A 25,387-nucleotide genomic window follows, 5' to 3' on the forward strand; every position below is an offset into this window, starting at 1 on the left:
AGGGTTCTAAAATCATAAATATAAAATCGTTACTCTTCAATCATAAATCATTTATCTTTGCAAACATTTAAATCTAAAATCTGAAAATGACAGGAACAGTTTATAAATCTACAGGTAGTTGGTACACCGTGAAATCCGAGCAAGGCGATTTTATTGAGTGCAGGATGAAGGGGAAGTTCCGAATGAAAGGAATTAAAAGCACCAATCCCATTGCAGTGGGCGATGTAGTAGATTATGAATTGGAGGAGACTTCGGACACAGTTACGGGTACGATTCATCACATTCACGACCGTAAGAATTACATTGTTCGAAAATCGGTGAATTTGTCGCATCAAATGCACATTATTGCGGCGAATATTGACCGTGTTTTTCTTTTAATTACGGTCAATAATCCTCCTACGACTTTTAATTTTATTGATCGTTTTTTGGTGACTGCAGAGGCGTATGGGATTGAAACTATTTTGGTTTTTAACAAAATTGATACTTTAGATGAAGTCACTTTAGACGAACAGTTGTACATGCAACATGTATATCAGGAAATTGGGTATCAGTGTTTGCGAGTATCTGCTGCTGAAGGAAAAGGAGTTGACGCTTTGAAAGCATTAATGATAGGAAAAACAAGTATGTTCTCGGGGCATTCAGGTGTTGGTAAATCGACTTTGGTTAATGCTTTGGAGCCGAGCTTAGATTTGAAAACGAAAACTATTTCGGTAGCAAGCAAGCAAGGGCAGCATACCACCACTTTTGCAGAAATGTATGATTTGTCTTTTGATGCTAGTATTATTGATACACCAGGAATCAAAGGATTTGGAATTGTCGATATGGAGCCTCAAGAAATTAGCGATTATTTTCCTGAATTTTTTAGATTGAAAGAACAATGCAAGTTCAACAATTGTTTGCATAAAGAAGAACCCCATTGTGCTATAAAAGCAGCTTTAGAAAAAGATGAAATTGCTTGGTCGCGTTACAATAGTTACCTTAAAATCCTTGAAGGTGATGATGAGCATTACCGTGTGGATACGTATGACGAAGATAGAAAAGCGAGTGATAAATCTAGGGAGTAAAGCCCCATAGCCCCCGAAGGGGGAACTCTAAAAGTGTGTTTAAATTGTTGTTGTATATGCTTTTTAATTCTTTTTTGATATGATTGATTTTATTTATTTACGTTATAATTCCCCCTTTGGGGGTTAGGGGGCTTATGAGAGTCGTAATCCAAAGAGTAGCACATGCCTCAGTAACTGTTGAGGACAAGATAATAGCCGAAATCCAAAAAGGATTGTTGGTTTTAGTTGGAATCGAAGACGCCGATACCCAAGAAGATATGGATTGGTTGGTATCCAAAATTACCCAACTTCGCATTTTTGGTGATGAAAATGAGGTAATGAACCTTTCTATTCAAGATGTTGGGGGAGATGTGCTTGTGGTTAGTCAGTTTACGCTTCACGCAGCTACCAAAAAAGGGAATCGCCCTTCGTATATCAAAGCCGCAAAACCTGATATCGCTATTCCTATGTATGAGCGTTTCGTGAAAGCCTTAGAGAGCAAATTAGGAAAAAAAGTATCCACCGGTATTTTTGGTGCGGATATGAAAGTACTTTTGCTAAATGATGGACCGGTAACCATTCAAATAGACTCGAAAAATAGGGAGTGATTTATTTTTTTATTGTCAGAATTAGAATATATTTGGGGAACCACAAATAAAATCTAAAAAAAACAAATTAAGATACTTCAACGCATTGCGGCTGGAGTTTTTTTATGCTTTTTGGTTTTGTTTAACCCAATATATTTTATGAAATTTAAGTTTGTTGCCTTGTTTTTATTTTGTTTTTTGTTACAAAGCTTAGTAGCACAAGAAGTAAAATTTACAGTTGCCTCCATTGCTGATAGTTTAAAAGCGAATGCCAATGCTGTAATTCGATTAGAGCAATTAGATATTAGCATTGCGTCGCAGCGCAAAATGACTGTCAAAATTAAACGTGTTATCACAGTTTTCAATCAGGCTGGGATGAGTGCTATTGACGCTTACCAGCACTATGATGCTACTAATTCTATTTCAAATATCCAAGCAATTGTAGTGGATGCTTTGGGCAACGAAATAAAGAAAATCAAAAGAAAAGATTTTAAAGATCATAGCGCAGTAGATGGGGGTACATTATATTCAGATAGTCGGGTTTTATATTTGGATTATACCCCCATTAGTTATCCATTTACTTTAATTTTTGAAAGTGAAACAGTGACCGCTACCACTGCTTTTATTCCTAGATGGTATCCGTTATCGGAATATCAAGTGGGGGTTGAAAAAAGTGTATTACATGTGAATTATCCTGAAAACTTAGGTTTTAAGAAAAAAGAGCGCAATTTTCCCCATAAAAATATTGTAAAAATAACGGACTCGCCAACCCAATTGCAGTATGAAGCTACCCAGCTGATACCCTTAAAATATGAAGATCTAAGTCCCGCATTTGAAGAAATTGTGCCTAATGTAATGATGGGACTCGAATTGTTTCACCTAGAAGGTGTAGATGGAAGTGCGAAAACATGGGAAGAATTTGGCAAATGGTGGGCAGATAAAATTTTAGCAGGAACAACTGAAATATCTGAAGAAACCAAACAAAAAATCAGAAATATAGTGGGTAACGAAACGGATCCGCTAAAAAAAGCCCAGCTTGTATATGATTTTGTGCAACAAAAAGTGCGATACATTAGCATTCAAGAAGGTATTGGCGGATGGAAACCTATGTTGGCCTCAGATGTCGACCGTTTGGGTTATGGTGATTGCAAAGCCTTAACTAATTATACGCAAGCCCTTTTGTCGGCAGTTGGAGTTACTTCATATTATACCAAAGTATTTGGAGATAGAACCAAAAGGGATATTACAAAAGATTTTGTCTCGCAACAAGGGAATCACATTATTTTGGCTATCCCTAATGAGGGGCGATATACATGGTTGGAGTGCACCAGTCAAACCGATCCTTTTGGTTTTCAGGCCAATTTTACTGATGATAGAGATGTTTTGATCATAAAACCAGAAGGGGGCGAAATTATTCATACTAAAATTTACGAACCAATCGAAAATTCACAGCGTAGTTTAGGACATTTGATAATTGATGCAAACGGTGATTTTTTGGGAGAGATTCAAATTGCTTCTAGAGGTACTCAATATGGGCAAAAAGAAAGGATTGAACACATGCAGCCTGACGAAAAAGAAAAACATTACAAGGAATATTGGAGTAACATCAACAACTTAAAGCTTGAAAAAATAACTTTTGAAAACAATAAAAAAGATATTCTTTTTACCGAAAAAGCAAAACTAGCTGCTCAAAAGTATGGGGCTTTTGTCGGTAATAAAATGATGGTCGTACTAAATGCTTATAATCAATACAGCGGAGGGGTGAAGCGTATTCGGAATCGCAAGGCTCCTTTTGAAATTGCCCGAGGTTTTGTAGACGAAGACGAGATTACCATTCAATTACCAAATGGTTTTGCACTTGAGTTTCTGCCTCCAGCCTTTGAACGCAAAACCAAGTTTGGAACCTATTCCTTTACCTGCGAGAAAAAAGAAAACAATACGCTATTGTATAAAAGGATTTTTACTGTAAATACTGGAAAATATTCTAATAAAGAATACGATGAATATCGCTTGTTTCTTGAGCAAGTGAGTCAAAATGATAATGCTAAAATTATTTTAACCAAAACCCTTTAATGTATGAAAATAACTAAAATTGTTATTGCTTTCTTTTTTTTGATGCTTCATTTTGATGGTATAGCACAAGATTTTGAGCTAGGAAAAGTTTCAATAGCTGAACTTCAAGAAAAGCAGCATCCTAAAGATACCGCAGCGGTAGCGGCCATATTGTTTAAAAAAGGAAGGACTTCATTTGAATACTCCCAAGAAAATGGGTTTATGCTACAAACCGTTGTAAAAATTAGAATTAAGATTTATAAAAAAGAAGGATACGATTGGGCTAACAAAGCGATAAATTATTCAGTAGATGTATCGCCTAAAGAGTCACTAGATTTTTCAGATGCGGTAACTTATAATTTGGTTAATGGGAAAATTGAGAAAACGAAGTTAAAAAGCGACGGTATTTTTGTTGAAAAAATTAATAAGTACTGGAATAGAAAAAAAATCACAATGCCTAATGTGAAGGAGGGCTCAGTGATTGAATATGAATACTCAATAAGAACACCAAATAAAGTGCATCCTAGAGATTGGGATTTTCAAACAACAATTCCAGTAAATTATTGTGAGTATAAGACTTTGGTTCCTGAGTATTATAGTTATAATTCTTCAACAAAAGGTTTTATATTGCCCAAAGTAAACGTTGTGAAGATTAATAAATCTATAAGTATAACTTCAAAGCAACATACACAGGTAGTTGGGCTTAATGCACCAAAAACGAATTTTTCTACTAACACTTATTCCTATATGGAAACAGTAACTACATACGTTACTGAGCATCTTCCAGCAATGAAAAACGAGAGTTTTGTAAATAATATTGAGAATTACACAAGTAGCTTAGTTCAAGAATTATCCACCATTCAATTCCCCAATGAGCCCATCAAATCCTATGCGACCAATTGGAATTCGGTAGTAAAAACGATTTATGATTACGAAGATTTTGGTCCTGAGTTAAATAAAACGGGCTATTTTGAAGATGAAATCAAAGCTTTGATTGCGCCGTTGAATTCTCCAGAAGAAAAGATTGCTGCAATTTTTACCTATGTGAAGAATAATGTAAAATGGAATGGATTCCTAGGATACTATTGTGAGCAAGGAGTAAGAACGGCCTTCAAAAATAAAACAGGTAATGTTGGAGATATTAACTTGATGTTAACTGCTATGTTGCGTTATGCAGGTTTAGAAGCCAATCCTGTTTTGGTAAGTACTCGGGATAATGGTATTGCTTTGTTTCCTTCTCGCACCGCTTTCAATTATGTTATTACAGAAGTAGATCTTCCAAGTGGACCATTATTGTTAGATGCCACTGATGCTAATTCGTTGCCTAATATTTTGCCGGTACGCGATCTGAATTGGTTTGGCCGATTAATTCGAAAAGATGGTACTTCTTCAGAAGTTGATTTAACACCAAAAATGGCTTCTATGGATGTGGTTGCTATGAACTGTTCAGTAGATTCTTCCGGTAAGATTGAAGGTAAGTTTCAAAGGCAGTTAACCAATCATAATGGGATGTTGTTTCGTTCACTAGTTTCTGGAGAAAATCAAGATACTTATTTGGAAAAATTTGAAAATGAACATGGAAAAATCGAAGTGCAAGAGTACAAACGCAGTAATGAAAAGGATTTGCAAGCACCAGTTACCGAAGTTTTTTCGTTTTCTGGGTCTAATTTATGCGAAGTCATTCAAGATAAAATGTATCTCAATCCTTTATTGTTTTTCACCCAGAAGGAGAATCCTTTCAAACAAGAGATTCGTGAGTACCCTATAGATTATAGCTATCCATTTTTGGATAAGTATACTATCAATATTGCCATCCCCGAAGGATATACTGTGGAGTCTATTCCGGCATCAATTGCATTAGCAATGGAGGATAATTTGGGAGGATTTAAATTTTTGACCCAAGTAAACGATAAATCGATCCAAATTTTGGTACAACAGCAAATTAATAGTTCAATTATTGCCGCTGATTACTATGAAATGGTCAAAGGTTATTATCAAAAAATGATAGAAAAACAAAATGAAAAAATTGTTTTGAAAAAAGCTTAATAATGAAAAACATACTTTTATTTCTATTCCTTTTTTGTTGGACAATGAGCTCTAGCGCTCAAGATTTTCAATTGGGAAAGGTGACCGAGGCAGAACTTCAAGAGAAAAAGCATCCCAAAGACTCGTCTGCGGTAGCGGCGGTTTTGTATAAAAAAGCCAGGACTTTTTTTACCTATACTGTCAAAACTGGATTTATTGCGAATCATGAAATAAAATATAGAATCAAAATCTATAAAAAAGAAGGACTAAAATGGGCCACCTTTGCAGTGCCTTATTACATCGGGTACGAAGAATTGACACCCGACGTGATCAAATTTTCGGATGCGGTCACTTACAATTTAGAACAAGATAAAATCACCAAGACAAAACTTACTAGTGAAGGTAATTTTGTAGAAAAAGTGAACCGATATTGGAAAAAGACAAGCATTACCCTGCCTAATGTAAAAGTAGGTTCTGTGATCGAGTTCAAATATGTGCACAAATCAGAAAATATCTTTAAGTTTCCTGATATGATTTTGCAATATGATATTCCGGTTAATAATTTTCAATATACCACACAAATCCCCGAGGTATATATTTATAAAACCTTATTATCGGGATATAATGAAGTAAAAAATAGCAGTGAAATTAGTTTTGGATCCACTTCCTATGAAAATGAGGTAAAGCAAACCGCCCATTTGAGTTACAAGCAAATCAATACCAATTATACAGCTCATGATTTGCCAGCCTTGTATGAAGAAGATTTTGTAGATAACACAGATAATTACACTTCAAAAATTCAACAAGAATTAGAAAGGATACGCTACACCGATCAGCCAGATAAGGACTATAGTGTTACTTGGGAAGGTGTGGCAAAGACTATTTTTAAAGAAAAGGATTTTGGAGACGAATTGCTTAAAGGGAGATATTTTGCCAGTGGTACCCGAACTATAATCGAAGGTAAAACCACACAAACGGAAAAAATGGAAGCCCTTTTTAAGCATGTTCAAGAAAAAATGAATTGGGATAAAACTTTTGGAGTGTATGTAGATCAAGGTGTAGAGAAAGCCTATCAAACCTCCACGGGCAATGTAGCCGAGATAAATTTTATTCTGATCAATATGCTTAACTTAGTTGGAATTCAGGCCAACCCCGTATTGGTAAGCACATTGGATCATGGTGTGCCTGCGTTTCCAGGTCGTAGTGGTTTTAATTATGTGATTGTTGGTGCGCTGGTGGATGGCAAAGACTTTTTGTTAGACGCGGCTCATAAATTTACGGCCCCAAATATTCTTCCGTTGTCTTTGATCAATTGGACCGGAAGAATGATTCAATCCGATGGAACATCAACCGAAATTAATCTAATGGATCGTCCAATATCCAAAAGTATCGTCGGTTTAAGTGTTAAAATTGAAGCGAATGGAAGAGTAACTGGAATGTACAAAAATCAAAAAACAGATTTTGAAGCTTTGGCTTTTCGAGAAAATAATGCAGATTTGACTTCAGAAGATCAAATAGAAAAATTAGAGAATAAGGTTAAAGGCTTAAGTGTAAAGGAGTATAATGTTACCAATTTGAAAACCGATTTTTCAAAGCCTTTAATAGAATCTTTTGCTTTTGAATTAGAACACCCTTTTGATGTGATTGGAGATAAAATGTATCTGAATCCAGTATTGTTCCTGAAGAGTTTGAATAACCCATTTAAATCTCAAGACCGAAAAATGCCTATTTATTTTGGTCCTACAAAACAAGAAAAATTTATCATTAGCATTGATATTCCTGAAGGATATTCTGTAGAGTTTTTACCTATTCCTATAAAAATGGCGGCACAAGATGAAATTGCTAGTTTTTCTTATAATGCTAAATTAGAGGGGAATAAACTGCAAGTGGCGGTCACTAATCAAATCAATAAGGTTATTGTTGCTTCAGAATATTATGAAATGTTAAAAGAGTTTTTTCAAAAATCAGTAGATAAATTAAGCGAGAAAATTGTCTTGAAAAAGGCCTAATGATTCGGTGTTATTCTCGATGCCATCATAACTCTTGAGTACTTTATCTATCTTTGACAAAAAAAATAATTCGATATGAACTTGAAAAACGCACAACTCGACGTAGACAATTGGATTCAAGAACACGGTGTTCGTTATTTTAACGAATTGACCAATATGGCACAACTCACCGAAGAAGTAGGTGAAGTAGCTAGAATCATTGCGCGCCGCTATGGTGAACAATCTGAAAAAGAAAGTGACAAGAACAAAGATTTGGGTGAAGAATTGGCCGACGTAGTTTTTGTAGTATTGTGTTTGGCTAACCAAACGGGTATCGATTTACAAGCGGCTTTTGATAAAAAAATGGATTTAAAATCCGTTCGAGATAAAGATCGTCACAAAAACAACGAGAAATTACAATAAATTAAGGTTAATGCGTTATGAATTGTGAGGGAGTAATCTTAAATTGCGACCCAAAATTAGTTGAGTGTAAAGCTTCTACTATAGCATGCGCTCAACTCTCATTAGTACAACTATGAATTTATTATTACAGTCGGCAATAAGCGACTTGAAAGCGAATATATTAATTACAGGTTCGAAAAGCGAAACCAATCGATTATTGCTTTTACAAGCATTATATCCAAGTATTTCTTTAAAAAACACTTCGAATTCTGACGATTCCGAAGTAATGCTAAAGGCGTTGCAAAGCACAAAAAAGGCAAGCTCGGATGCTCAAATCAGCGATATTCATCATGCAGGAACGGCAATGCGTTTTCTAACGGCTTATTTTTCCGTAAGTCCAGGACATGAAGTCGTATTAACAGGATCGCAGCGAATGACAGAGCGTCCGATAAAAGTATTGGTTGAAGCTTTACAACAGTTAGGCGCGGAGATTACTTACGAGAAAGAAGAGGGGTATCCGCCAATCCGCATTAAAGGACAAAAAATCACGAAATCAAAAGTGAGTATTCCAGCCAATGTGAGTAGTCAATACATTTCAGCTCTTTTACTAGTGGCACCACAATTAGAAAACGGGCTTGAGTTGACCTTGGTTGGCGAGATTACGTCAGTGCCTTATATCAAAATGACTTTGGCATTGCTCAACGAAATTGGTGTAGAAACTAAATTCAAAGAAAATTCTATCACGGTCAAACCATTAGCTATAAACTCAAAACCACAAACGCTAACCGTCGAATCCGATTGGAGTTCCGCTTCATACTTTTTTAGTGTGGTGGCCTTGTCAGAAATCGGTACCGAAATCCGATTGTCTAGTTATAAACAAAATAGTTTGCAAGGCGATGCGGCATTGGTCGAAATCTATAAAGAATTAGGAGTGACTACCGTTTTTGAAGACGATAGTATGATACTTCGTAAAGAAGCAAGTTATAACCTGCAATCCTTAATTTGCGATTTGAATTCCTCTCCCGATATTGCCCAAACTATTGTAGTAACTTGCTTTGGTTTAGGTATTGGCTGTCATTTGACGGGTTTACATACCCTAAAAATCAAGGAAACCGATAGGCTAGAAGCTCTCAAAGCCGAGCTGACCAAGTTAGATGCAGTCATTTCGGTAACCGAAGATAGCTTAACGTTAGATCCCTCGGTGACTATTGCCGAAAATGTAGCGATCGATACCTACAACGACCATCGCATGGCTATGGCTTTTGCTCCTTTGGCTTTGTTAGTTCCTATTGTTATCAACGATGCTGAGGTAGTTTCTAAATCATATCCCGATTTTTGGAACGATTGGAAACAATTAGGAGTCTCTGTGAGCGAAATAGCATAGTGCTAAGTACTTGAATTTGCGATGAAAAGCAAAATAAACCGCAAAACACTTGACAACCCCTGTTTGGGAATCGTATATTTGCAACTGTTTTAAGTTGAAAGTGAAATAGCTTCTAACTTAGAATTTCTAACTTCTAATTTTTTCAAATGAAATTATCCCACTTTAACTTCAACTTACCCAAAGAACTTCTAGCCGAATATCCTGCAGAAAACAGAGACGAATCTCGTTTAATGGTAATCGATAGAAAAAAACAAACCATTGAGCACAAAATGTTCAAGGATGTTATTGATTATTTTGATGATGGCGATGTCATGATTTTGAACAATACCAAGGTTTTTCCAGCTCGTTTGTACGGCAACAAGGAAAAAACTGGAGCTCGTATCGAAGTTTTTTTGTTAAGAGAATTAAACGCAGAACAACGTTTATGGGACGTTTTGGTTGATCCAGCTCGTAAAATTCGTATCGGAAACAAATTGTATTTTGGCGATGATGATTCGTTAGTTGCCGAGGTAATTGATAATACAACCTCTCGCGGTAGAACACTACGTTTTTTATATGATGGTTCTTATGAAGAATTCAGAAATAAATTAACCGAACTTGGTGAAACACCAATCCCAAAATATATCAATAGAGAGGTAAATGAAGACGATGCGGAACGTTACCAAACTATTTATGCCAAAGAAGAAGGGGCTGTTGCTGCGCCAACCGCAGGACTGCACTTCTCTAAACACCTATTAAAGCGTTTAGAAATTAAAGGCGTAAAATTCGCTGAGGTAACCCTACACGTTGGTTTAGGAACCTTCAATCCGGTGGAGGTAGAAGATTTATCCAAACACAAAATGGATTCCGAAGAATTAAAAATCACCCAAGAAGCCTGTGATATTGTAAACGAAGGAAAAGAAAAGAAAAAACGTATTTGCGCCGTTGGTACCACCTCTATGCGTGCTGTAGAAAGTGCTGTATCTTCACAAAGTACCTTAAACCCTTTTGACGGCTGGACAAATAAATTCATTTTTCCTCCACACGATTTTAGTATTGCCACTTGTATGATTACCAATTTTCATACGCCAAAATCAACATTATTAATGATGATTTCTGCGTTTTGTGGTCACGATTTAATGAAACGTGCCTACGAAGAAGCCATCAAAGAAGAATATAAATTCTATTCTTACGGAGATGCCATGTTGATCATTTAAGCACAACATTATATTTTTAAAAAAATCTCGTCAAGCAATGGCGAGATTTTTTTTTGGGGCGTATTACGGGCTGTACATTACAATAAAGAGCGCTGGCACTGTAGTATTGCTCCTACTGCGGGAGCTTCCGTTGGTCGCTTCCTCGTTAGGGCAATACTACAGTGCCAGCGCTCTTTATTTTCATTCCCATCCCTAACGCAATTCCTCTTCAAAACAGCTACTCTCCAGATTTTTACAGAATTCCCATTAAGTAATACGGTTTTTTCAGAACGCTATTCAAACCAAAAAAATATGGATACAAATATCATTGGTGTCAATACATTTGTGCAATTAAAAACAATGTCTTTTCTTGTAAATTTGTGTAATTCGTGTTTACTTTTTTTTCAATCACCAAAAAACAAAAAAATCTGAGTAGATCTCTTCTACTAATCTTAATTTTCTTAATCTCTTCATGGTAAAAAAGACTTCCTCTATTTTTTCTGGCCCGCACAATTCATCGAAGCCCCATTTTTACTACATTTACCCATCAAAACAACACTTATGAATTTCAAAAATACGCTCGAATTTGCACAGCAATTAGATGCACAAGATTCGTTGAGAAGCTATCAAAACGAATTTATTTTCCCTCAAGTCAATAACCAAAAAGTAATCTATTTTACAGGAAACTCTCTTGGTTTGCAACCCAAAAGAACCAAAACCTATGTTGATGAAGTAATGAACGATTGGGCCAATCTTGCCGTTGAAGGTCATTTCTATGCCGACAAACCTTGGTGGGATTATCACGAACGTTTTGCAGCACCATTAAGTAAAATTGTAGGTGCTTTGCCTAGCGAAGTAACGGTGATGAATACTCTAACAGTCAATCTTCACTTGTTGATGGTTTCTTTTTATAAGCCTACGCCCAAAAGGTATAAAATCATTTGCGAAGAAAAAGCCTTTCCTTCAGACCAATATATGTTTCAGAGTCAAGTGCAATTTCACGCTCAAAACAGCGGCATCAATGCAAACGATGCCATAGTTGAAATCAAACGTCGAGAAGGAGAACATAACATTCGCCTCGAAGACATTATTAGTAAAATAAACGAAGTAGGCGATGAGTTGGCGTTGGTTTTAATTGGTGGAGTGAACTATTACACTGGCCAAGTTTTTGATATCAAAACCATCACTGCTGCAGGGCATCGCGTAGGCGCAAAAGTAGGATGGGACTTAGCACACGCTGCCGGAAATATCAAACTAGAACTGCACGATTGGGAAGTAGATTTTGCCGCTTGGTGCAGTTACAAATATATGAACTCAGGTCCCGGAAACGCTTCGGGTTGTTTTGTACATCAAAAACACCACAACGATAGTACTTTGTCGAGGTTTGCAGGTTGGTGGGGACACAACAAAGAAAGACGTTTCAAAATGGAACCTCAATTTGACCCTGTTCACGGAGCCGATGGTTGGCAAATCAGTAATTTACCAATTTTATCCCTAGCGCCTTATTTGGCTTCGGTGCATTTATTTGACGAAGTTGGGATGGAGGCATTGATTGTAAAACGTGACCATATTACTTCTTATTTAGAATTTATTTTACACGAAATAGATAAAGAAGTAGACAGTACTTTTGAGATTATCACTCCAAGTAATCCTGAGGAACGAGCTTCACAATTGTCTGTTTTTTTACACGGTGAAGGACGCAGTTTATTCGACTATTTGATGAAAAATGGTGTGATTACTGATTGGAGAGAGCCAAATGTAATCCGTTTAGCACCAGTACCTTTATATACTTCTTATGAGGATATGTATCGTTTCGGGCAAATTCTGAAGCAAGGAATTCTTCAAAAATAGTATAAATCCTAACAAAAAAGTCGGTTAGAACAATCCAACCGACTTTTTTTAGAAATGTAACTAACAGATAGAAAACCTATAGCGTACGTTTCGAAAAAGGAAGTATTTGCCTTCTTCTAAACGCCATCGCCATACTTATTTTACTTCAATAAATAGCAACTCTTTTTGAAAAGCATTCAATTGCATTTCTAGTTCTCTTGCGATAGCAGTAAAACGGTTGGTATTCAGTAATACATTTTGATAATATTCAATACCTTCTAACATATTTTTTTTGAAAGCTTGGAGTTTTTTGAGCTGTGCTGCCGAAATTTCGTTAGTGGCTTCAGCACATTCATTTTTAAAATAATCCAAGTACATCTTTAGTTCTTTGATGAACACGTTTGGACGATTGGTTACTCGAAGTACGGTATCATTTCCATAAATGTGTTGAATCATTTTTTTCAAAGAAACCTCTTGGTCAAAATAAGCTAAATTCGGTCCAGGACAAATCACAATGCCTTGGTCTTGCCCTTTTATTGGAATATTGTTCTCCAAGTAAGAAGCATTGGCTAGTCCCACGCATAAGCAAGATTTCTCTGTGATACTGTTTTTGCTTTTTTGATAGTGTGTCTCAGAAAGAGAGGATTTCTTTTCTTCCAAAGCTTCCAGTTGTTGGTCTTGGTATTTTTTAGATGCTGTACAAATTCCGTTGCCATTGGCATCTTTATGCAATGCTAAGAATTTTTTGGGACAAGAGCTACCAGCTTTATTGGCTTGTATGCGTTTTTCTCTTACAATTTCATTACTAGTTCCTCTCAAGGTGTTAAAAGGAACTCCTAAAGGTGAAATGTGGCTCAAGTAAAAATCTTTTTCTTGTGCTTTAATTAAAAGGTCGCGTGTATTTTGATCTACTGACGTAGCTTCGGGAACTAATAAAAAGGGAGAGCCCCATCCTACAGAATCTACTTGATAATGATCTAGTAAAAAGGCATGTTCATCAGCAGTTCCAACGCCACCTTGTACCGTGATTTTTAGTTCAAGCGGGGATGCTGGGGTAGGAAGTTCTTTTTGACCTAATGCTTTGACCATCAAATCGTGAGCAGATTGAATAAGTTGTTCTTTCTTTTGTTTGAATTCTTCTAAAATTGGACCTAATAAAAAACCGTCTGTGGCAAAGGCATGTCCTCCGCAGTTTAATCCCGATTCAATACGATATTCAGAAACCCAAAGGCCTTTTTTGGCTAAAAAATTGCCTTGAATCATTGCGGATCTAAAATCGCTTACTTTTAGAGTGATTTTCTTTTTTAATTTGTTGTTTAGGTCAGGAAAAAAGCATGAAAAATTTTCAAAATAACTGTACAGCCTTGGATTCATGCCGGCACTTAAAACCACTGATGATTCCAAATTACTTTGAGCAAAACCTCGTAAAGCAGCATGTGCATCGTTAAATTCTACTGGTAAAAGTTCTTGATTTGAGGAGTTTTCTTTGTCTAATTTCGTCATAATGTTGACGTCAATTTCTCCCGGATTCAATTGATTTTCAATGTAATTTTTTAAGTTTTCTTTGAATGCGATTCCTTCATCCATTAATTCTAAAAAACCTTTTTTTACATCGGAGCTGTTGGGTAATTGAGCAATATAATTATCCAAAGCTTGTTTGCTTTCTACTAATTCTGATTTGAAATCTTCAAACTTTTTCTTCACTATACCGTCCACTAAATTCAGATACGATGTAATTCTTTTCGCTCTGTAATCATGGATTTTTTGAGTGATTTCTTTGTAAGGAATTTCAAACTTTTCACTGTAAAATGCATTCATTTTTTCAATCAATTCATCGTCTGCGATGGATACTACTGAGGAAATTCCTAGATGCCCAACGCGTATTGGACTATCAATAGTATAGGCCAATCCCATTACTGGGATGTGAAATGTGTGAGGTGTTTTTCTATTATTCATTTATTTGCAGCATTTTATTGCATACAAATATTATGAATAGTATTGAGTAATAAACTGATAAATGTCATGATAGTTCATAGATCGAGATTTTGATTAGAAATAAAATATAGATTTTTGATAAATAGTTGCTAATAATGTATGTGGCTATAAATTATTCAAATATGGAAGAAGTAGGTTGGTCTTTTCTAGCATATTTGAAACGATCAACCAATTTGGGTAAACAATAGCCGTCTAAGCCATTTAGCGCAATTACATTGGCTTTGTCTAGTTGTAACCAGCTGTCTTTGTGTTGCAATTCTTCCTCAAAAAATAAATGCTCGACGGAGGCAATTACGTGAATGGTGTCATTTTCTTTAATAAAATACTCATTCACATATTTACAATACAATTGAATAGGACTTCCTTTTACGAATGGAATTGGAAGGTTGTCTTTGTATTCTTCAACTAAACTGGTTTTGTCAAATTCTGAGACACCAGTGTCATAGTTGGCTGATGTATGGTGTGCATCGGCAATCATATCAACTGTGATGTGATTTACGGTAAAATAACCAGTCTCCATAATATTCTTATAAGTGTCTCTGGGAACTGTTGTAGGGCGCATAATAAATCCAATTAGAGCAGGGCTACTCCCCAAATGTGTAATGCTGCTAAATACCGCCACATTAGTGTCTCCATCTATAGATTTGGTAGCAATCAAATTGGCAGATTTATATCCTGTACACGAATTGATAAGGTTTAGTTTCGAAATCTTATCCATTTGTACGATGCTTTCTTTGGTTAAATGCTTCATGGTTTTTTTTGTCAAAGATAAATTTTGTTTATCTATTTTGAATATTTATTAAACAAAATTTGCATATATTTATGATTTTTTTGACAAAAGATTCCTATGTTCGATAGTTTCTTTGATAAATGTCATTAGGATTCCTTTATATTTGTTTTTCTAATTTGTTAAAAATGAATTGCGAATGTCTTTCTTGATGCTTGAAATCAATTAGGATAACACAATTAAATCATAGCCTATAATAAAATTCACACCATGAGAGTAGTTAAAAAAATTGCCCTATTTCTTTTTTTGTTTTTAATTGTTTTAGTATTGGCTTTAGTAGGCTATGCTTTTTACACCAAACCTAAATATGATGGTGAACTTGCTTTGAAAAGTATAGAGAAGACCACCACTGTATATTTTGATGATTTTGGAGTGCCTCATATTTATGCTAATAGTCAAAAAGATGCGATGGTAGCTTTGGGTTATGTGCATGCGCAAGACCGTTTATGGCAAATGGAATTGATGCGACGCATTGCTCCCGGAAGATTATCAGAGATTTTCGGTTCTGTTACTTTGAAAAATGACATGTTTTTTGCGGGTTTAGGTATCGAAGAAGCTTCTGAGATTGCCATTGCCAAATTGGATAAAAACGGGAAAGACTATCAATTAGCTATGGCTTATTTAGATGGAATTAACCAATATATGGAAGAAGGTAACACACCTATCGAGTTTCATTTGGTAGGAGTGAAAAAACAAAAATTCACCCTCAAAGATGTCTATAATATTTTTGGATACATGTCATTCAGCTTTGCAATGGCGCAAAAAACAGACCCATTATTGACTGATATTCGTGACCAATTAGGGCCAGAATATCTAAAAGATTTTGGTTTGGACGGTTCTTTGGGAACTACTAGAATCAAAAATGCGAAAGTGGATACAAAAGAATATTCGGCAATAGCAAAATCAGTAACTGCATTGCTTGACCAATCCCCAATTCCTCCTTTTATTGGAAGTAACAGTTGGGTTATTGCGCCGCCAAAAACAGAGAACGGTAAAGTTATTTTTGCCAACGACCCTCATATTGGATTTTCTCAACCAGCTACTTGGTATGAAGCTCACATCGTTACACCTGATTTTGAATTGTACGGTTATTATTTAGCAGGAACACCTTATCCACTTTTGGGGCACAATAGGAAGTATGCTTATGGATTGACGATGTTCGAAAATGATGATTTGGATTTGTACAAAGAAGAAAACAAAGTTGATGATGCTAACAGTTATTTAACTCCAAAAGGGTATCAAAAATATACCATTCAGGACAAAATTATAAAAGTCAAAGATTCATCTTCGGTCAATTTGAAAGTGAAAATTAGCCGTCATGGGCCTATTGTGAATGATTTAATCAAAGGGTTGAATACTAGGCAACCTGTAGCGCTTTCTTGGATTTATACGCAACAACCGATTCAGATTTTAGAAGCAGTGTACCGATTGTCTCACGCCCAAAATATAGCAGATTTTCAGAAAGGCGTGGCACTAATAGCCGCTCCCGGATTGAACGTTATGTATGGTGATGCCAAAGGAAATGTAGCTTGGTGGGCAACAGGTAAATTATACAAACATCAACCTAGGGTGAATCCAAATTTTATTTTGAATGGCGCATCAGGGAAAGAAGATATTGCAGAATATTTGGACTTTTCTAAAAACCCATCGGCCATAAATCCATCTTGGAATTATGTCTATTCGGCCAACAACCAACCCGAAGCTGTTGATGGTTTTCTATATCCAGGGTATTATCTTCCAGAAGATAGAGCCAAGCGAATTACAACGCTTTTAGACGCCAAACAAAAATGGAATAAACAAGCCGTAAGTCAAATGATAGTTGATAATACTTCTTCAACAGTAAATGAGACGCTTAAAGTGATGATGGCTTCTCTTGCTACCGAATCACTTTCAGAAAATCAAAAACAAGCATTTACTATCTTGATGGATTGGAAAGGGGATAGTAATCTTAACCAAGTGGCTCCAACAATTTACAACAAGTGGCTTTATTTGTATTTAAAAAATACGTTTGAAGACGAATTAGGTAAAGATAAATTCGAGCAGTTTTTAGGCACACATATCGGGAAACAAGTAGCTACAAAGCTAATTGCGAATCCTAATTCGATTTGGTGGGATGATAGTACTACAAAAGGAACCAAAGAAACGCAAGCTTTTATTTTGAAAAAGTCATACAAAGAAGCCGTAGTGGCTCTCGAAAAGCAATTAGGTACTAACGTCGCATCTTGGACTTGGAACAAAGTACATACAGTAGAACATCAACATCCATTAGGTAAGGTCAGTGCTTTGAAGCCAATTTTCAATGTGGGTCCTTTTGAAATCGCGGGCACTAACGAAGTGATTAATAATTTGATGTTTGGACTGAATGCTTCAGGGAATTATAAAGTGACTGGAGGACCTTCAACCAGAAGAGTTATCGATTTTTCGGATGTAGAAAATAGTTGGAGTATCATCCCTACTGGTCAATCTGGTAATCCAATGAGCGCTCATTATGCCGACCAAACGCAATTGTATAACGAAGGCAAATTCAGAAAAATGAAAATGAATAAAGCCGAAATCGTTACAACTTCAACAAAATTAGTCTTTAATCCCATTAAAAAATAAATTTTTATAAAGGGGATACCCGTATTAATCCCTAATTTTGCTTAACTTTTATACCCTTTGAATGCAAACACCTCAAAAAATAGCCGTTGTAGGTTCTGGTTTAGTTGGAACTTTATTGGCAATTTACCTGAAAAAATTAGGGCACACAGTGCATGTTTACGACAGAAGTCCAGACATTAGAACGGTTGAGTTTTCTGGTCGTTCTATTAATTTAGTGATGTCTAATCGCGGTTGGAAAACACTTCAGGATATTGGTCTTGAAGAAGAAATAAAAAAAATCGGTATTCAAGTAGACAAAAGAGGAATACATCTTAAAGATGGGACTTTCACCACACAGTTTTACGGAAAAGAAGGGGAGTCCATCTTCTCGCTTTCCCGAGGAGTACTCAACAGAAGAATGATTGATTTAGCGGAAGAAGCAGGAGCTGAATTCTTTTTTAATAGAAAAATTTGGGATGTTTCTTTGGCGAATGCCTCTCTTTATGAAGGCGAAACTGAGCAAGGGGAATGGAAGGAGTTAAAGTATGATATAGTTTTTGGAGCCGATGGCGCTTTTTCAAGAGTACGTCATCGTATGCAGCGTCAATCTCAATTTGATTATTCTCAAGAGTTCATGAAAATCGGTTATAAGGAATTGCATATTCCAGCCAATGAAGACGGAACTCATAAAATCGATAAAAACTCATTGCACATTTGGCCTCGTGGTAATTTTATGTTGATGGGATTAGCCAATTTGGATGGAAGTTTTACTTGTACGTTGTTCATGCCTTTTGAAGGGGAAAATTCGTTTGAAAATTTAAAAGATGAAACGACTTTAGTTGATTTTTTTGCAGAATACTTCCCAGATACCAAAGACGTAATTCCAGATTTGGTCGAAGATTTTTTCAAAAACCCAACAAGCTATTTGGTAATGACCAAATGTTTTCCATGGACGCACAGCGATAAAGTGGCGTTAATTGGAGATTCAGCCCATGCGATAGTCCCTTTTTACGGTCATGGAATGAATGCTGGTTTTGAAGATATTACCACGCTAAATGAAATGATTTTGAGATATGGTGACGATTGGAAAACTATTTTTGCTGAATATCAGAAGTTGAGAAAGCCTAATGCAGATGCCATTGCCGAACTTTCGAGACGAAATTTTGAAGAAATGAGCTCCAAAACTGCCGACCCGATATTTTTACTGCAAAAGAAAATCGAGAAATGGTTTTCGGATAAACATCCAGACAAATGGATGCCTTTATACAGCCGCGTAACGTTTAGTTTACAACCTTATTCCGAAGCTTTAGCCATTGGGGATTTTCAAAATAAAATTATGGAGGAAATCATGCAGTTTCCTGATATTGCCCATAAATGGGGCAGCCCAGAAGTGGAAGAAAAAATTATTCAGTTATTGAATGTAAAATAAAAAAATCCCAAATCTAGCATCAAGTTTAGATTTGGGGTTTTTTACGATTTAAAAATAGATGTTAGTCAGGCTTAAATTGTAAATACTATTGTGTGCCAATTTTGTTCTTTTTCTTAAATGTCCTTTGAGGTCTACAATGATTAAAAATTTCCCACACCAAACTTAAATGTCCTTCAATGCCTTACATGGTTTAAAAAGTTTAACCGCAAGGAACGCAAAGATTTACGCAAAGTTCACAAAGGAAAAGCTTCAATTTTATTCAATTCCATTAATGGTTTAAAAAGTTTAACCACAAAGTGAGCAAAGTACGTCACAACGTTCACAAAGTTAAATACTTCAATATTTTTCAGTTCCTAATATGGTTCAATAAAAAGGTTTTTATTCGCGGTGAACTTTATTAAAATCAAAAGCAGGCGTGCAAATAGCAATGTACTCACAAGGCTCCTCAAATGGATTCGAATATTGAACGCGGGTGTTTTTTTGAATATGTATCGATTGTCCCGCTTCCAGAATTACCGTTTCTCCTTCGATTATAAATTGTTTTTTTCCTTTGATAATATACGTATATTCGTCAAACTCTGGTGTTTGAAAGGGTTCGCTCCATTGTGGTGGGGCAATCATGTGCGCAATTGAAACGTTTCTATTTTGAGTAGTTGGGATGCCGTGATGTTCTTCGATTAGTTTCCCGTCTGTTGTAGGGACGATAAAAGGGGATTTTTGTAAGGTGTATTTTTTCATTTTGTATAGTTTTTTTGCGTGAGGGATAGGAATAAGCTACCAAAGTAGCATGGATAGCCCGACCGCATTTACAGAAAGGGGCGAATAACGCTGTTGCTAGTTGCCCCTTTTTGTAAATGGGGTCACGCCCTAATTATTATAATTTATTTTTTAAAGATAAAATAAACGGCTAGCACTAGAAACAAAAAGCCAACAGCATGATTCCACCGAAAGGTTTCGTTTTTGAAAAAAAGCAATGAAAATAAAACGAAAATTATCAAAGTGATGACTTCTTGAATTACTTTTAACTGCATCAAACTAAACGGTCCTCCATTTTCTTGATACCCAATTTTATTGGCAGGTACTTGAAAGAAATATTCAAAAAGCGCGAGACCCCAACTGATGAATACAATGGTGATAAGTCCTGCGTTTTCAAACCATTTGAGTTCCTTAAACTTTAAATGCCCATACCAAGCCAAGGTCATAAATATATTCGACAAAATTAACAAACCGATTGTTAGTGCGCCTTTCATAGACTATTTTTTGAATAACTTGGACAATATTCCAAAGGCTCCGCGTATGAAGGTCGCACTTGTTACGACTTTCAAAACGGATTTGGTGACTACTTCTGTTGTGCTTGGTCCAGAAGATGTTTTTTCTTCTTTGGTTTCAGTGGCTGCTTGTGTGGCTTGTTCTTGAGCGGCATTTATTTTCTGAGTCAATAATTCATAAGCGCTTTCTCTGTCAATAAGTTCACTGTATTTTTTGACTAGTTTTGATTTAGAGTTTATAGCTTGTATTTCGCTTTCGGTTAATATGTCCATTCTACTAGTGGGCGCTCGCATCATGGTGGCTGCCAATGGTGTTGGAATTCCTTTTTCGTTCAAAGCAGTGACCAAAGCTTCTCCAATTCCTAAACTGGTTAAGAGTTCTTCTGTATTGTAAAACTCGCTTGAAGGGTAATTATCCGCAGTTTGTTTGATGGATTTTCGGTCGTTGGCGGTAAAGGCTCTCAAGGCGTGTTGAATTTTTAACCCTAATTGAGCCAAAACGCCACTTGGAATATCCATTGGGTTTTGAGTAATAAAGTAAATCCCGATGCCTTTAGAGCGAATCAGTTTTACAATAGTTTCTATTTGTTCTAGTAAAGCTTTGCTGGCTTCATTAAAGATTAAATGTGCTTCATCAATGAATAATATCAATTCGGGTTGTTCTGAATCTCCTTTTTCGGGCATCTGTTGGTAAATTTCCGCTAAAAGGCTCAGCATAAAAGTGGAGAATAATTTAGGTTTATCCTGAATATCATTGAGGCGAAGAATGTTGATGTAGCCTTTTCCAGTTTCGTCAATTCGCATTAAATCATCAATCTCAAAAGATTTTTCACCAAAAAAGAGATCAGCGCCTTGCTGTTCTAATTCAATGATTTTTCTAAGGATAGTTCCAGTTGTAGCTGTTGAAATTTTCCCGTAAGCATTGGCAATCTCATCTTTCCCTTCTTCAGTAATGTAATTGATGACTTTTTTGATGTCTTTCAAATCCAAAAGCGGCATTTGGTTGTCATCACAATATTTAAAAATTACAGAAACAACACCTGCTTGTGTGTCGTTTAAATCTAATATTCTAGAAAATAGTACGGGGCCAAATTCAGATATGGTAGCTCTTAGTCGAACACCACTTTGGTCGGACAGCGAAAGAAGTTCTACAGGGTAACTTGAGGCGCTAAATGGGATGTTTATTTTTTGGTGACGTTCTGTTATGAAAGATTTTTCTTCTCCAGGCATTGCTATGCCACTAAAGTCTCCTTTGATGTCCATCATCAAAACTGGAATGCCTTTTGATGATAATTGCTCAGAAAGTACCTGAATCGTCTTTGTTTTTCCTGTTCCGGTTGCTCCTGCAATTAGTCCATGTCGGTTCATTGTTTTGAGTGGTATAGTTATCCAAGTCTCTTCTATGGCTTCTTGATCTAAAAGTACACCACCAAGCACAATGTTTTGTCCTTTAGTGGCATACCCCTCCGAAATTATAGTTTTGAAGTTTGATTTCTGGTTCATTTTTAGGTGTTTTTGATAGGATGCAATTTAAGATTTTTTTTCTAACGCCCTCCTGGGATAATAGACTTAAACTGTGTTTTTGTCATACATTTGTAAGAATCTTGTTTTTTTAACTCATTTTTATACGTAACATATTCTCAGTATTTCGTTTTAATTTGTTTTTAATTTTATAGTATTCTTATTAAATTTTACGAAAACGTGTGAATAATTATATTTTCTTATGTGTCTAATTGAGTTATGAAATGATGTTGTGGAATTTTAGCATTAAAAAAGTTTTTTTATTTGAACTAAACATATAAATTTGCGTTTCTACAAGTTTATAATAACTAAATAATTTATTTAAAATTTCTAAAATTAAAAAAAATGGCAAACGTTAAAGCACAAAAGAAAGAAAGCACTTCAAAAGGAGGAGGAATGGTTTCAGGTATCATCATCGCATCATGTATTTTTGTTGGATGGATGGTTTGGAACTTTGTAATGGGAGATGGTTCTAACTTTGAAGGAGGAGTAAATACAGGTCACCCACTACCAGGAAACTACTTAGCAATGGTTTACAAAGGTGGAGCTATTGTACCAGTATTGATGGGATTGTTGTTAATGACAATTGTTTTTTCTTTCGAAAGATTCATGGTAATTACCAAAGCTGCTGGAAAAGGAAACTTAGATACTTTCATGAAAAAAGTACAAACTGAAATTAAAGAAGGTAAAATTGATGAGGCTATCGCTGCTTGTGATAAACAACAAGGTTCAGTAGCTAATGCAATTAAATCAGCTTTAGTGAAATATCAAGACGTTAAAAAAGAAGGATTCAACAGTGAAGAGGCTTCTGAAACTATCCATAAAGAAATCGAAGAAGCTACTTCTTTAGAAATGCCAATGTTAGAGAAAAACATGACAATCATTTCAGCGCTAGTATCTTTAGGAACTCTTGCAGGTTTGTTAGGAACAGTAACAGGTATGATTAAAGCGTTCTCTGCATTATCTGCTGCAGGTTCTCCAGATTCATCTGCACTTGCAAATGGTATCTCTGAAGCACTTATTAATACTGCTACTGGTATCTCTACTTCTGTAGTTGCTATTATTTCTTACAACTTCTTTACTGCTAAGATTGATGATTTAACTTACTCTATTGATGAGGCAGGTACTACAATCGTTAATACTTACAGAAAATTTAGAGGTAGTTTAAAACAATAATTAGGATCAAATGGAGTTTATATTGTAAACTCCATTTGATAAAATAAATTCAAAAAAAATGGCAGAATTAAATACTAAAGGAGGGAAAAAAGCAGCACCAACTACCGATATGACCGCGATGTGTGATGTTGCGTTCCTTTTGCTAACGTTCTTTATTTTGACTGCTACCGCTAAAGCACCTGAAGTTTTACCTGTAGATACACCACAATCTACTGTGCAAACAAAAGTTCCAACTGATAATTTGGCAACAATCACTATTGGTAAAGGAAAAGTATTTTTTGACATTAAAGGTAAAGAAGTTCGTAAAAGAACACTTGAAATGATGGGTGAAAAATATGGTTTGGAGTATTCAGATGATGATACTTCTGAGTTTGCTTTGATGGAAAGTTTTGGTGTGCCAATTCAGAATCTAAAACAAATCTTAGATATGAAATCGGCTGATAGAGCAAAAGCAGGACAACCAGGTATCCCTAAAGATTCATTAGATAATCAATTAAAAGAATGGCTTTTAAATGCAAGACGTGCTAATATTGAAGTTAATGATAAAGAATTGGCAATAGCTATCAAAGGAGATGCTAAAGAGGATTACAAATCAATTAAACAAATTATGGATATTTTGCAAGATCAAAAAATCAATAATTTTAGTTTATTAACTGGTTTAAGAGCAGAATAATTTTAATTAAAAAGACACACTAGAATGGCTGAATTAAATACCGGTGGTGGAGGCAAAAAAGGTGGTGGAAAAGTAAGAAGTAAAAAACAAAACTCAAGGGTTGATTTAACAGCCATGGTAGATTTGGCCTTCTTATTGATTACCTTCTTCATGTTGACTACAACACTATCAAAACCTCAATCAATGAATTTGGGGTTGCCAGATAAAGATGAACCAAACAAGGAAGAAAAAGAAATCAAAGTTGATGAAAATCGTACAATGACTATCTTAATCGGAGAGAATGGTAAATTGGTTTATTATATGGGTATGCTAAACGCTCCTATTGCTGGGCCTAAAGACATTGGTTATGGCAAAGAAGGAATTCGCGCAGAATTGATGAAAAGAAGAAAAACAGTTTTAGAGTATTCTGCTTCAATTGGAAAGCCTAAAAATGGAATCATTGTAATTATTAAACCAAGTAAAAAATCTATTTATCGTAACTTGGTGGATATATTGGATGAAATGGCTATTGTAGAAGTTCCTACATATGCTATTGTAAACGAGTTTACGCCTGAAGAAACAAAATTGTTAGCGGCAAAATAGTTAGCTATTTTGTTAATAACCTAATAATTAAGAAAAATGAAATTAGATATATTAAAAAATCAATGGCTTGATATCGTTTTTGAAGGGCGTAACAAACTATATGGTGCTTATGAATTAAGAAAATCTAATCGTAAAACATCTATAAGGGCTCTTATCATGGGAGCAATTGTATTTAGTTTAGCGGTAAGTGCTCCAATGATTGCCAGTTTGTTGCCAGATTCATCCGATGATGAAAGTCTTGATGTAAAGATTACGGCTGTTAAGTTACCTCCAAAGAAGAAAAAAGAAGAGGTAAAACCTAACGTTCCACCACCACCACCACCACCAAAAGTGGATCAAGTTAAATTTGTGAAGCCAGTTGTGGCGAAAGCTGACGAAGTGGTAGAGGAAATTGTTGAAGTGAAAGACATCAAAGAGAAAAAAATTGGTGCTGAAACTATCAAAGGTGACCCTGATGCAGTTTTAACTGTTGATGAGCCAGTTGGAACAGGTACTGCAGCAGTTGTGGAAGAGGATAATACAGTGTACAACACTGCAGGTATCGAACAAAAACCTGAGTTTCCAGGTGGTATGGAAAAATTCTACAAATTTGTAGGTAACAATTACCAAGCACCTGAAGAAGAAGGATTGAAAGGGAAGGTTTATGTAACATTCGTAGTGGAGAAAGATGGTTCTTTAACTGATATTAAAGTTTTACGTGATATTGGATACGGAACAGGAAAAGAAGCTATTAGAGTTTTGAATAAATGTCCTAAATGGATTCCAGGTGAACAAAATGGTAAAAAAGTTAGGGTTTTATACTCTTTACCAATTACTATTCAATCTGCAGAATAATGATTCAAAATTTAGTTGATACTATGAAGAAGAAATCGCCTAAAGAGCGATTTCTT

Annotated in this window: 20 protein-coding genes; 15 read left to right on the forward strand and 5 right to left on the reverse strand. The window is 35.7% G+C overall.

The window, feature by feature from the left end:
* Positions 1 to 86: 86 nt before the first annotated feature.
* The 9 genes from rsgA to kynU all read left to right on the forward strand — a co-directional run bounded on the left by rsgA (position 87) and on the right by kynU (position 12,507).
* Positions 87 to 1,064, forward strand: a complete 978-nt coding sequence (gene rsgA / locus AO58_RS0112130; RefSeq protein WP_024981963.1) for a ribosome small subunit-dependent GTPase A — start codon at positions 87 to 89, stop codon at positions 1,062 to 1,064.
* 134 nt (positions 1,065 to 1,198) lie between these two features.
* Entirely contained in the window at positions 1,199 to 1,651 is a 453-nt protein-coding gene (gene dtd, locus AO58_RS0112135) for a D-aminoacyl-tRNA deacylase (protein WP_024981964.1), read from the forward strand.
* Between the two features lie 138 nt (positions 1,652 to 1,789).
* Positions 1,790 to 3,703: a DUF3858 domain-containing protein gene (locus tag AO58_RS0112140; RefSeq protein WP_024981965.1), complete on the forward strand. Its 1,914-nt coding sequence runs from the start codon at positions 1,790 to 1,792 to the stop codon at positions 3,701 to 3,703.
* A 3-nt stretch (positions 3,704 to 3,706) separates the two neighbouring features.
* Positions 3,707 to 5,728 carry a transglutaminase family protein gene (locus AO58_RS0112145; RefSeq protein WP_024981966.1) on the forward strand — a complete coding sequence of 674 codons (2,022 nt, stop codon included), beginning with the start codon at positions 3,707 to 3,709 and terminating at the stop codon, positions 5,726 to 5,728.
* A gap of 2 nt (positions 5,729 to 5,730) precedes the next feature.
* The gene (locus AO58_RS0112150; protein WP_024981967.1) at positions 5,731 to 7,716 is read left to right on the forward strand and encodes a DUF3858 domain-containing protein; all 1,986 of its coding nucleotides are present in this window, start codon (positions 5,731 to 5,733) and stop codon (positions 7,714 to 7,716) included.
* Positions 7,717 to 7,791: 75 nt separating this feature from the next.
* The gene (locus AO58_RS0112155; protein ID WP_024981968.1) at positions 7,792 to 8,118 is read left to right on the forward strand and encodes a nucleotide pyrophosphohydrolase; all 327 of its coding nucleotides are present in this window, start codon (positions 7,792 to 7,794) and stop codon (positions 8,116 to 8,118) included.
* A gap of 112 nt (positions 8,119 to 8,230) precedes the next feature.
* Positions 8,231 to 9,481 carry a 3-phosphoshikimate 1-carboxyvinyltransferase gene (aroA, locus tag AO58_RS0112160; protein ID WP_024981969.1) on the forward strand — a complete coding sequence of 417 codons (1,251 nt, stop codon included), beginning with the start codon at positions 8,231 to 8,233 and terminating at the stop codon, positions 9,479 to 9,481.
* Positions 9,482 to 9,627: 146 nt separating this feature from the next.
* Positions 9,628 to 10,677: a tRNA preQ1(34) S-adenosylmethionine ribosyltransferase-isomerase QueA gene (gene queA / locus AO58_RS0112165; protein WP_024981970.1), complete on the forward strand. Its 1,050-nt coding sequence runs from the start codon at positions 9,628 to 9,630 to the stop codon at positions 10,675 to 10,677.
* Positions 10,678 to 11,217: 540 nt separating this feature from the next.
* A complete protein-coding gene (gene kynU, locus AO58_RS0112175) occupies positions 11,218 to 12,507 on the forward strand; it encodes a kynureninase (protein ID WP_024981971.1) in 1,290 nt (429 codons plus the stop codon).
* Between the two features lie 135 nt (positions 12,508 to 12,642).
* Here the strand turns inward: kynU and AO58_RS0112180 are convergent, their stop codons facing one another.
* Together AO58_RS0112180 and AO58_RS0112185 are read right to left on the reverse strand one after the other, a co-directional pair.
* Entirely contained in the window at positions 12,643 to 14,442 is a 1,800-nt protein-coding gene (locus AO58_RS0112180; protein ID WP_024981972.1) for a hypothetical protein, read from the reverse strand.
* Positions 14,443 to 14,593: 151 nt separating this feature from the next.
* A complete protein-coding gene (locus AO58_RS0112185; protein ID WP_024981973.1) occupies positions 14,594 to 15,232 on the reverse strand; it encodes a flavin reductase family protein in 639 nt (212 codons plus the stop codon).
* Between the two features lie 246 nt (positions 15,233 to 15,478).
* Here AO58_RS0112185 and AO58_RS0112190 point away from each other — a divergent pair, with 246 nt between their 5' ends.
* Positions 15,479 to 17,869, forward strand: coding sequence for a penicillin acylase family protein (locus AO58_RS0112190; RefSeq protein WP_024981974.1), 2,391 nt, complete (start codon positions 15,479 to 15,481; stop codon positions 17,867 to 17,869).
* Between the two features lie 61 nt (positions 17,870 to 17,930).
* Positions 17,931 to 19,277 carry an FAD-dependent oxidoreductase gene (locus tag AO58_RS0112195; protein WP_024981975.1) on the forward strand — a complete coding sequence of 449 codons (1,347 nt, stop codon included), beginning with the start codon at positions 17,931 to 17,933 and terminating at the stop codon, positions 19,275 to 19,277.
* 378 nt (positions 19,278 to 19,655) lie between these two features.
* Here AO58_RS0112195 and AO58_RS0112200 read toward each other — a convergent pair whose 3' ends face one another.
* The 3 genes from AO58_RS0112200 to AO58_RS0112210 form a co-directional block, all read right to left on the reverse strand.
* Positions 19,656 to 20,015, reverse strand: a complete 360-nt coding sequence (locus AO58_RS0112200; protein ID WP_024981976.1) for a cupin domain-containing protein — start codon at positions 20,013 to 20,015, stop codon at positions 19,656 to 19,658.
* 143 nt (positions 20,016 to 20,158) lie between these two features.
* A complete protein-coding gene (locus tag AO58_RS0112205) occupies positions 20,159 to 20,527 on the reverse strand; it encodes a DMT family protein (RefSeq protein WP_024981977.1) in 369 nt (122 codons plus the stop codon).
* A 3-nt stretch (positions 20,528 to 20,530) separates the two neighbouring features.
* Complete coding sequence (locus AO58_RS0112210) at positions 20,531 to 22,048, reverse strand: helicase HerA-like domain-containing protein (protein ID WP_024981978.1); 1,518 nt, start codon at positions 22,046 to 22,048, stop codon at positions 20,531 to 20,533.
* 363 nt (positions 22,049 to 22,411) lie between these two features.
* On the opposite strand from AO58_RS0112210, the gene AO58_RS0112215 reads away from it, so the two are divergent.
* Genes AO58_RS0112215 through AO58_RS0112230 form a run of 4 tightly spaced genes read left to right on the forward strand, consistent with a single transcriptional unit; the run spans position 22,412 to position 25,331 of the window.
* Positions 22,412 to 23,242, forward strand: a complete 831-nt coding sequence (locus tag AO58_RS0112215; RefSeq protein WP_024981979.1) for a MotA/TolQ/ExbB proton channel family protein — start codon at positions 22,412 to 22,414, stop codon at positions 23,240 to 23,242.
* Positions 23,243 to 23,300: 58 nt separating this feature from the next.
* On the forward strand, positions 23,301 to 23,915 hold the full coding sequence (locus AO58_RS17240) for an ExbD/TolR family protein (protein WP_035717748.1): 615 nt from the start codon (positions 23,301 to 23,303) through the stop codon (positions 23,913 to 23,915).
* Positions 23,916 to 23,939: 24 nt separating this feature from the next.
* Positions 23,940 to 24,497 carry an ExbD/TolR family protein gene (locus tag AO58_RS0112225; protein WP_024981980.1) on the forward strand — a complete coding sequence of 186 codons (558 nt, stop codon included), beginning with the start codon at positions 23,940 to 23,942 and terminating at the stop codon, positions 24,495 to 24,497.
* 36 nt (positions 24,498 to 24,533) lie between these two features.
* Complete coding sequence (locus AO58_RS0112230) at positions 24,534 to 25,331, forward strand: energy transducer TonB (RefSeq protein WP_024981981.1); 798 nt, start codon at positions 24,534 to 24,536, stop codon at positions 25,329 to 25,331.
* The last annotated feature ends 56 nt before the right edge of the window (positions 25,332 to 25,387 follow it).

This window comes from Flavobacterium succinicans LMG 10402, from assembly GCF_000611675.1.
GTDB classification, from domain to species: Bacteria; Bacteroidota; Bacteroidia; order Flavobacteriales; family Flavobacteriaceae; genus Flavobacterium; species Flavobacterium succinicans.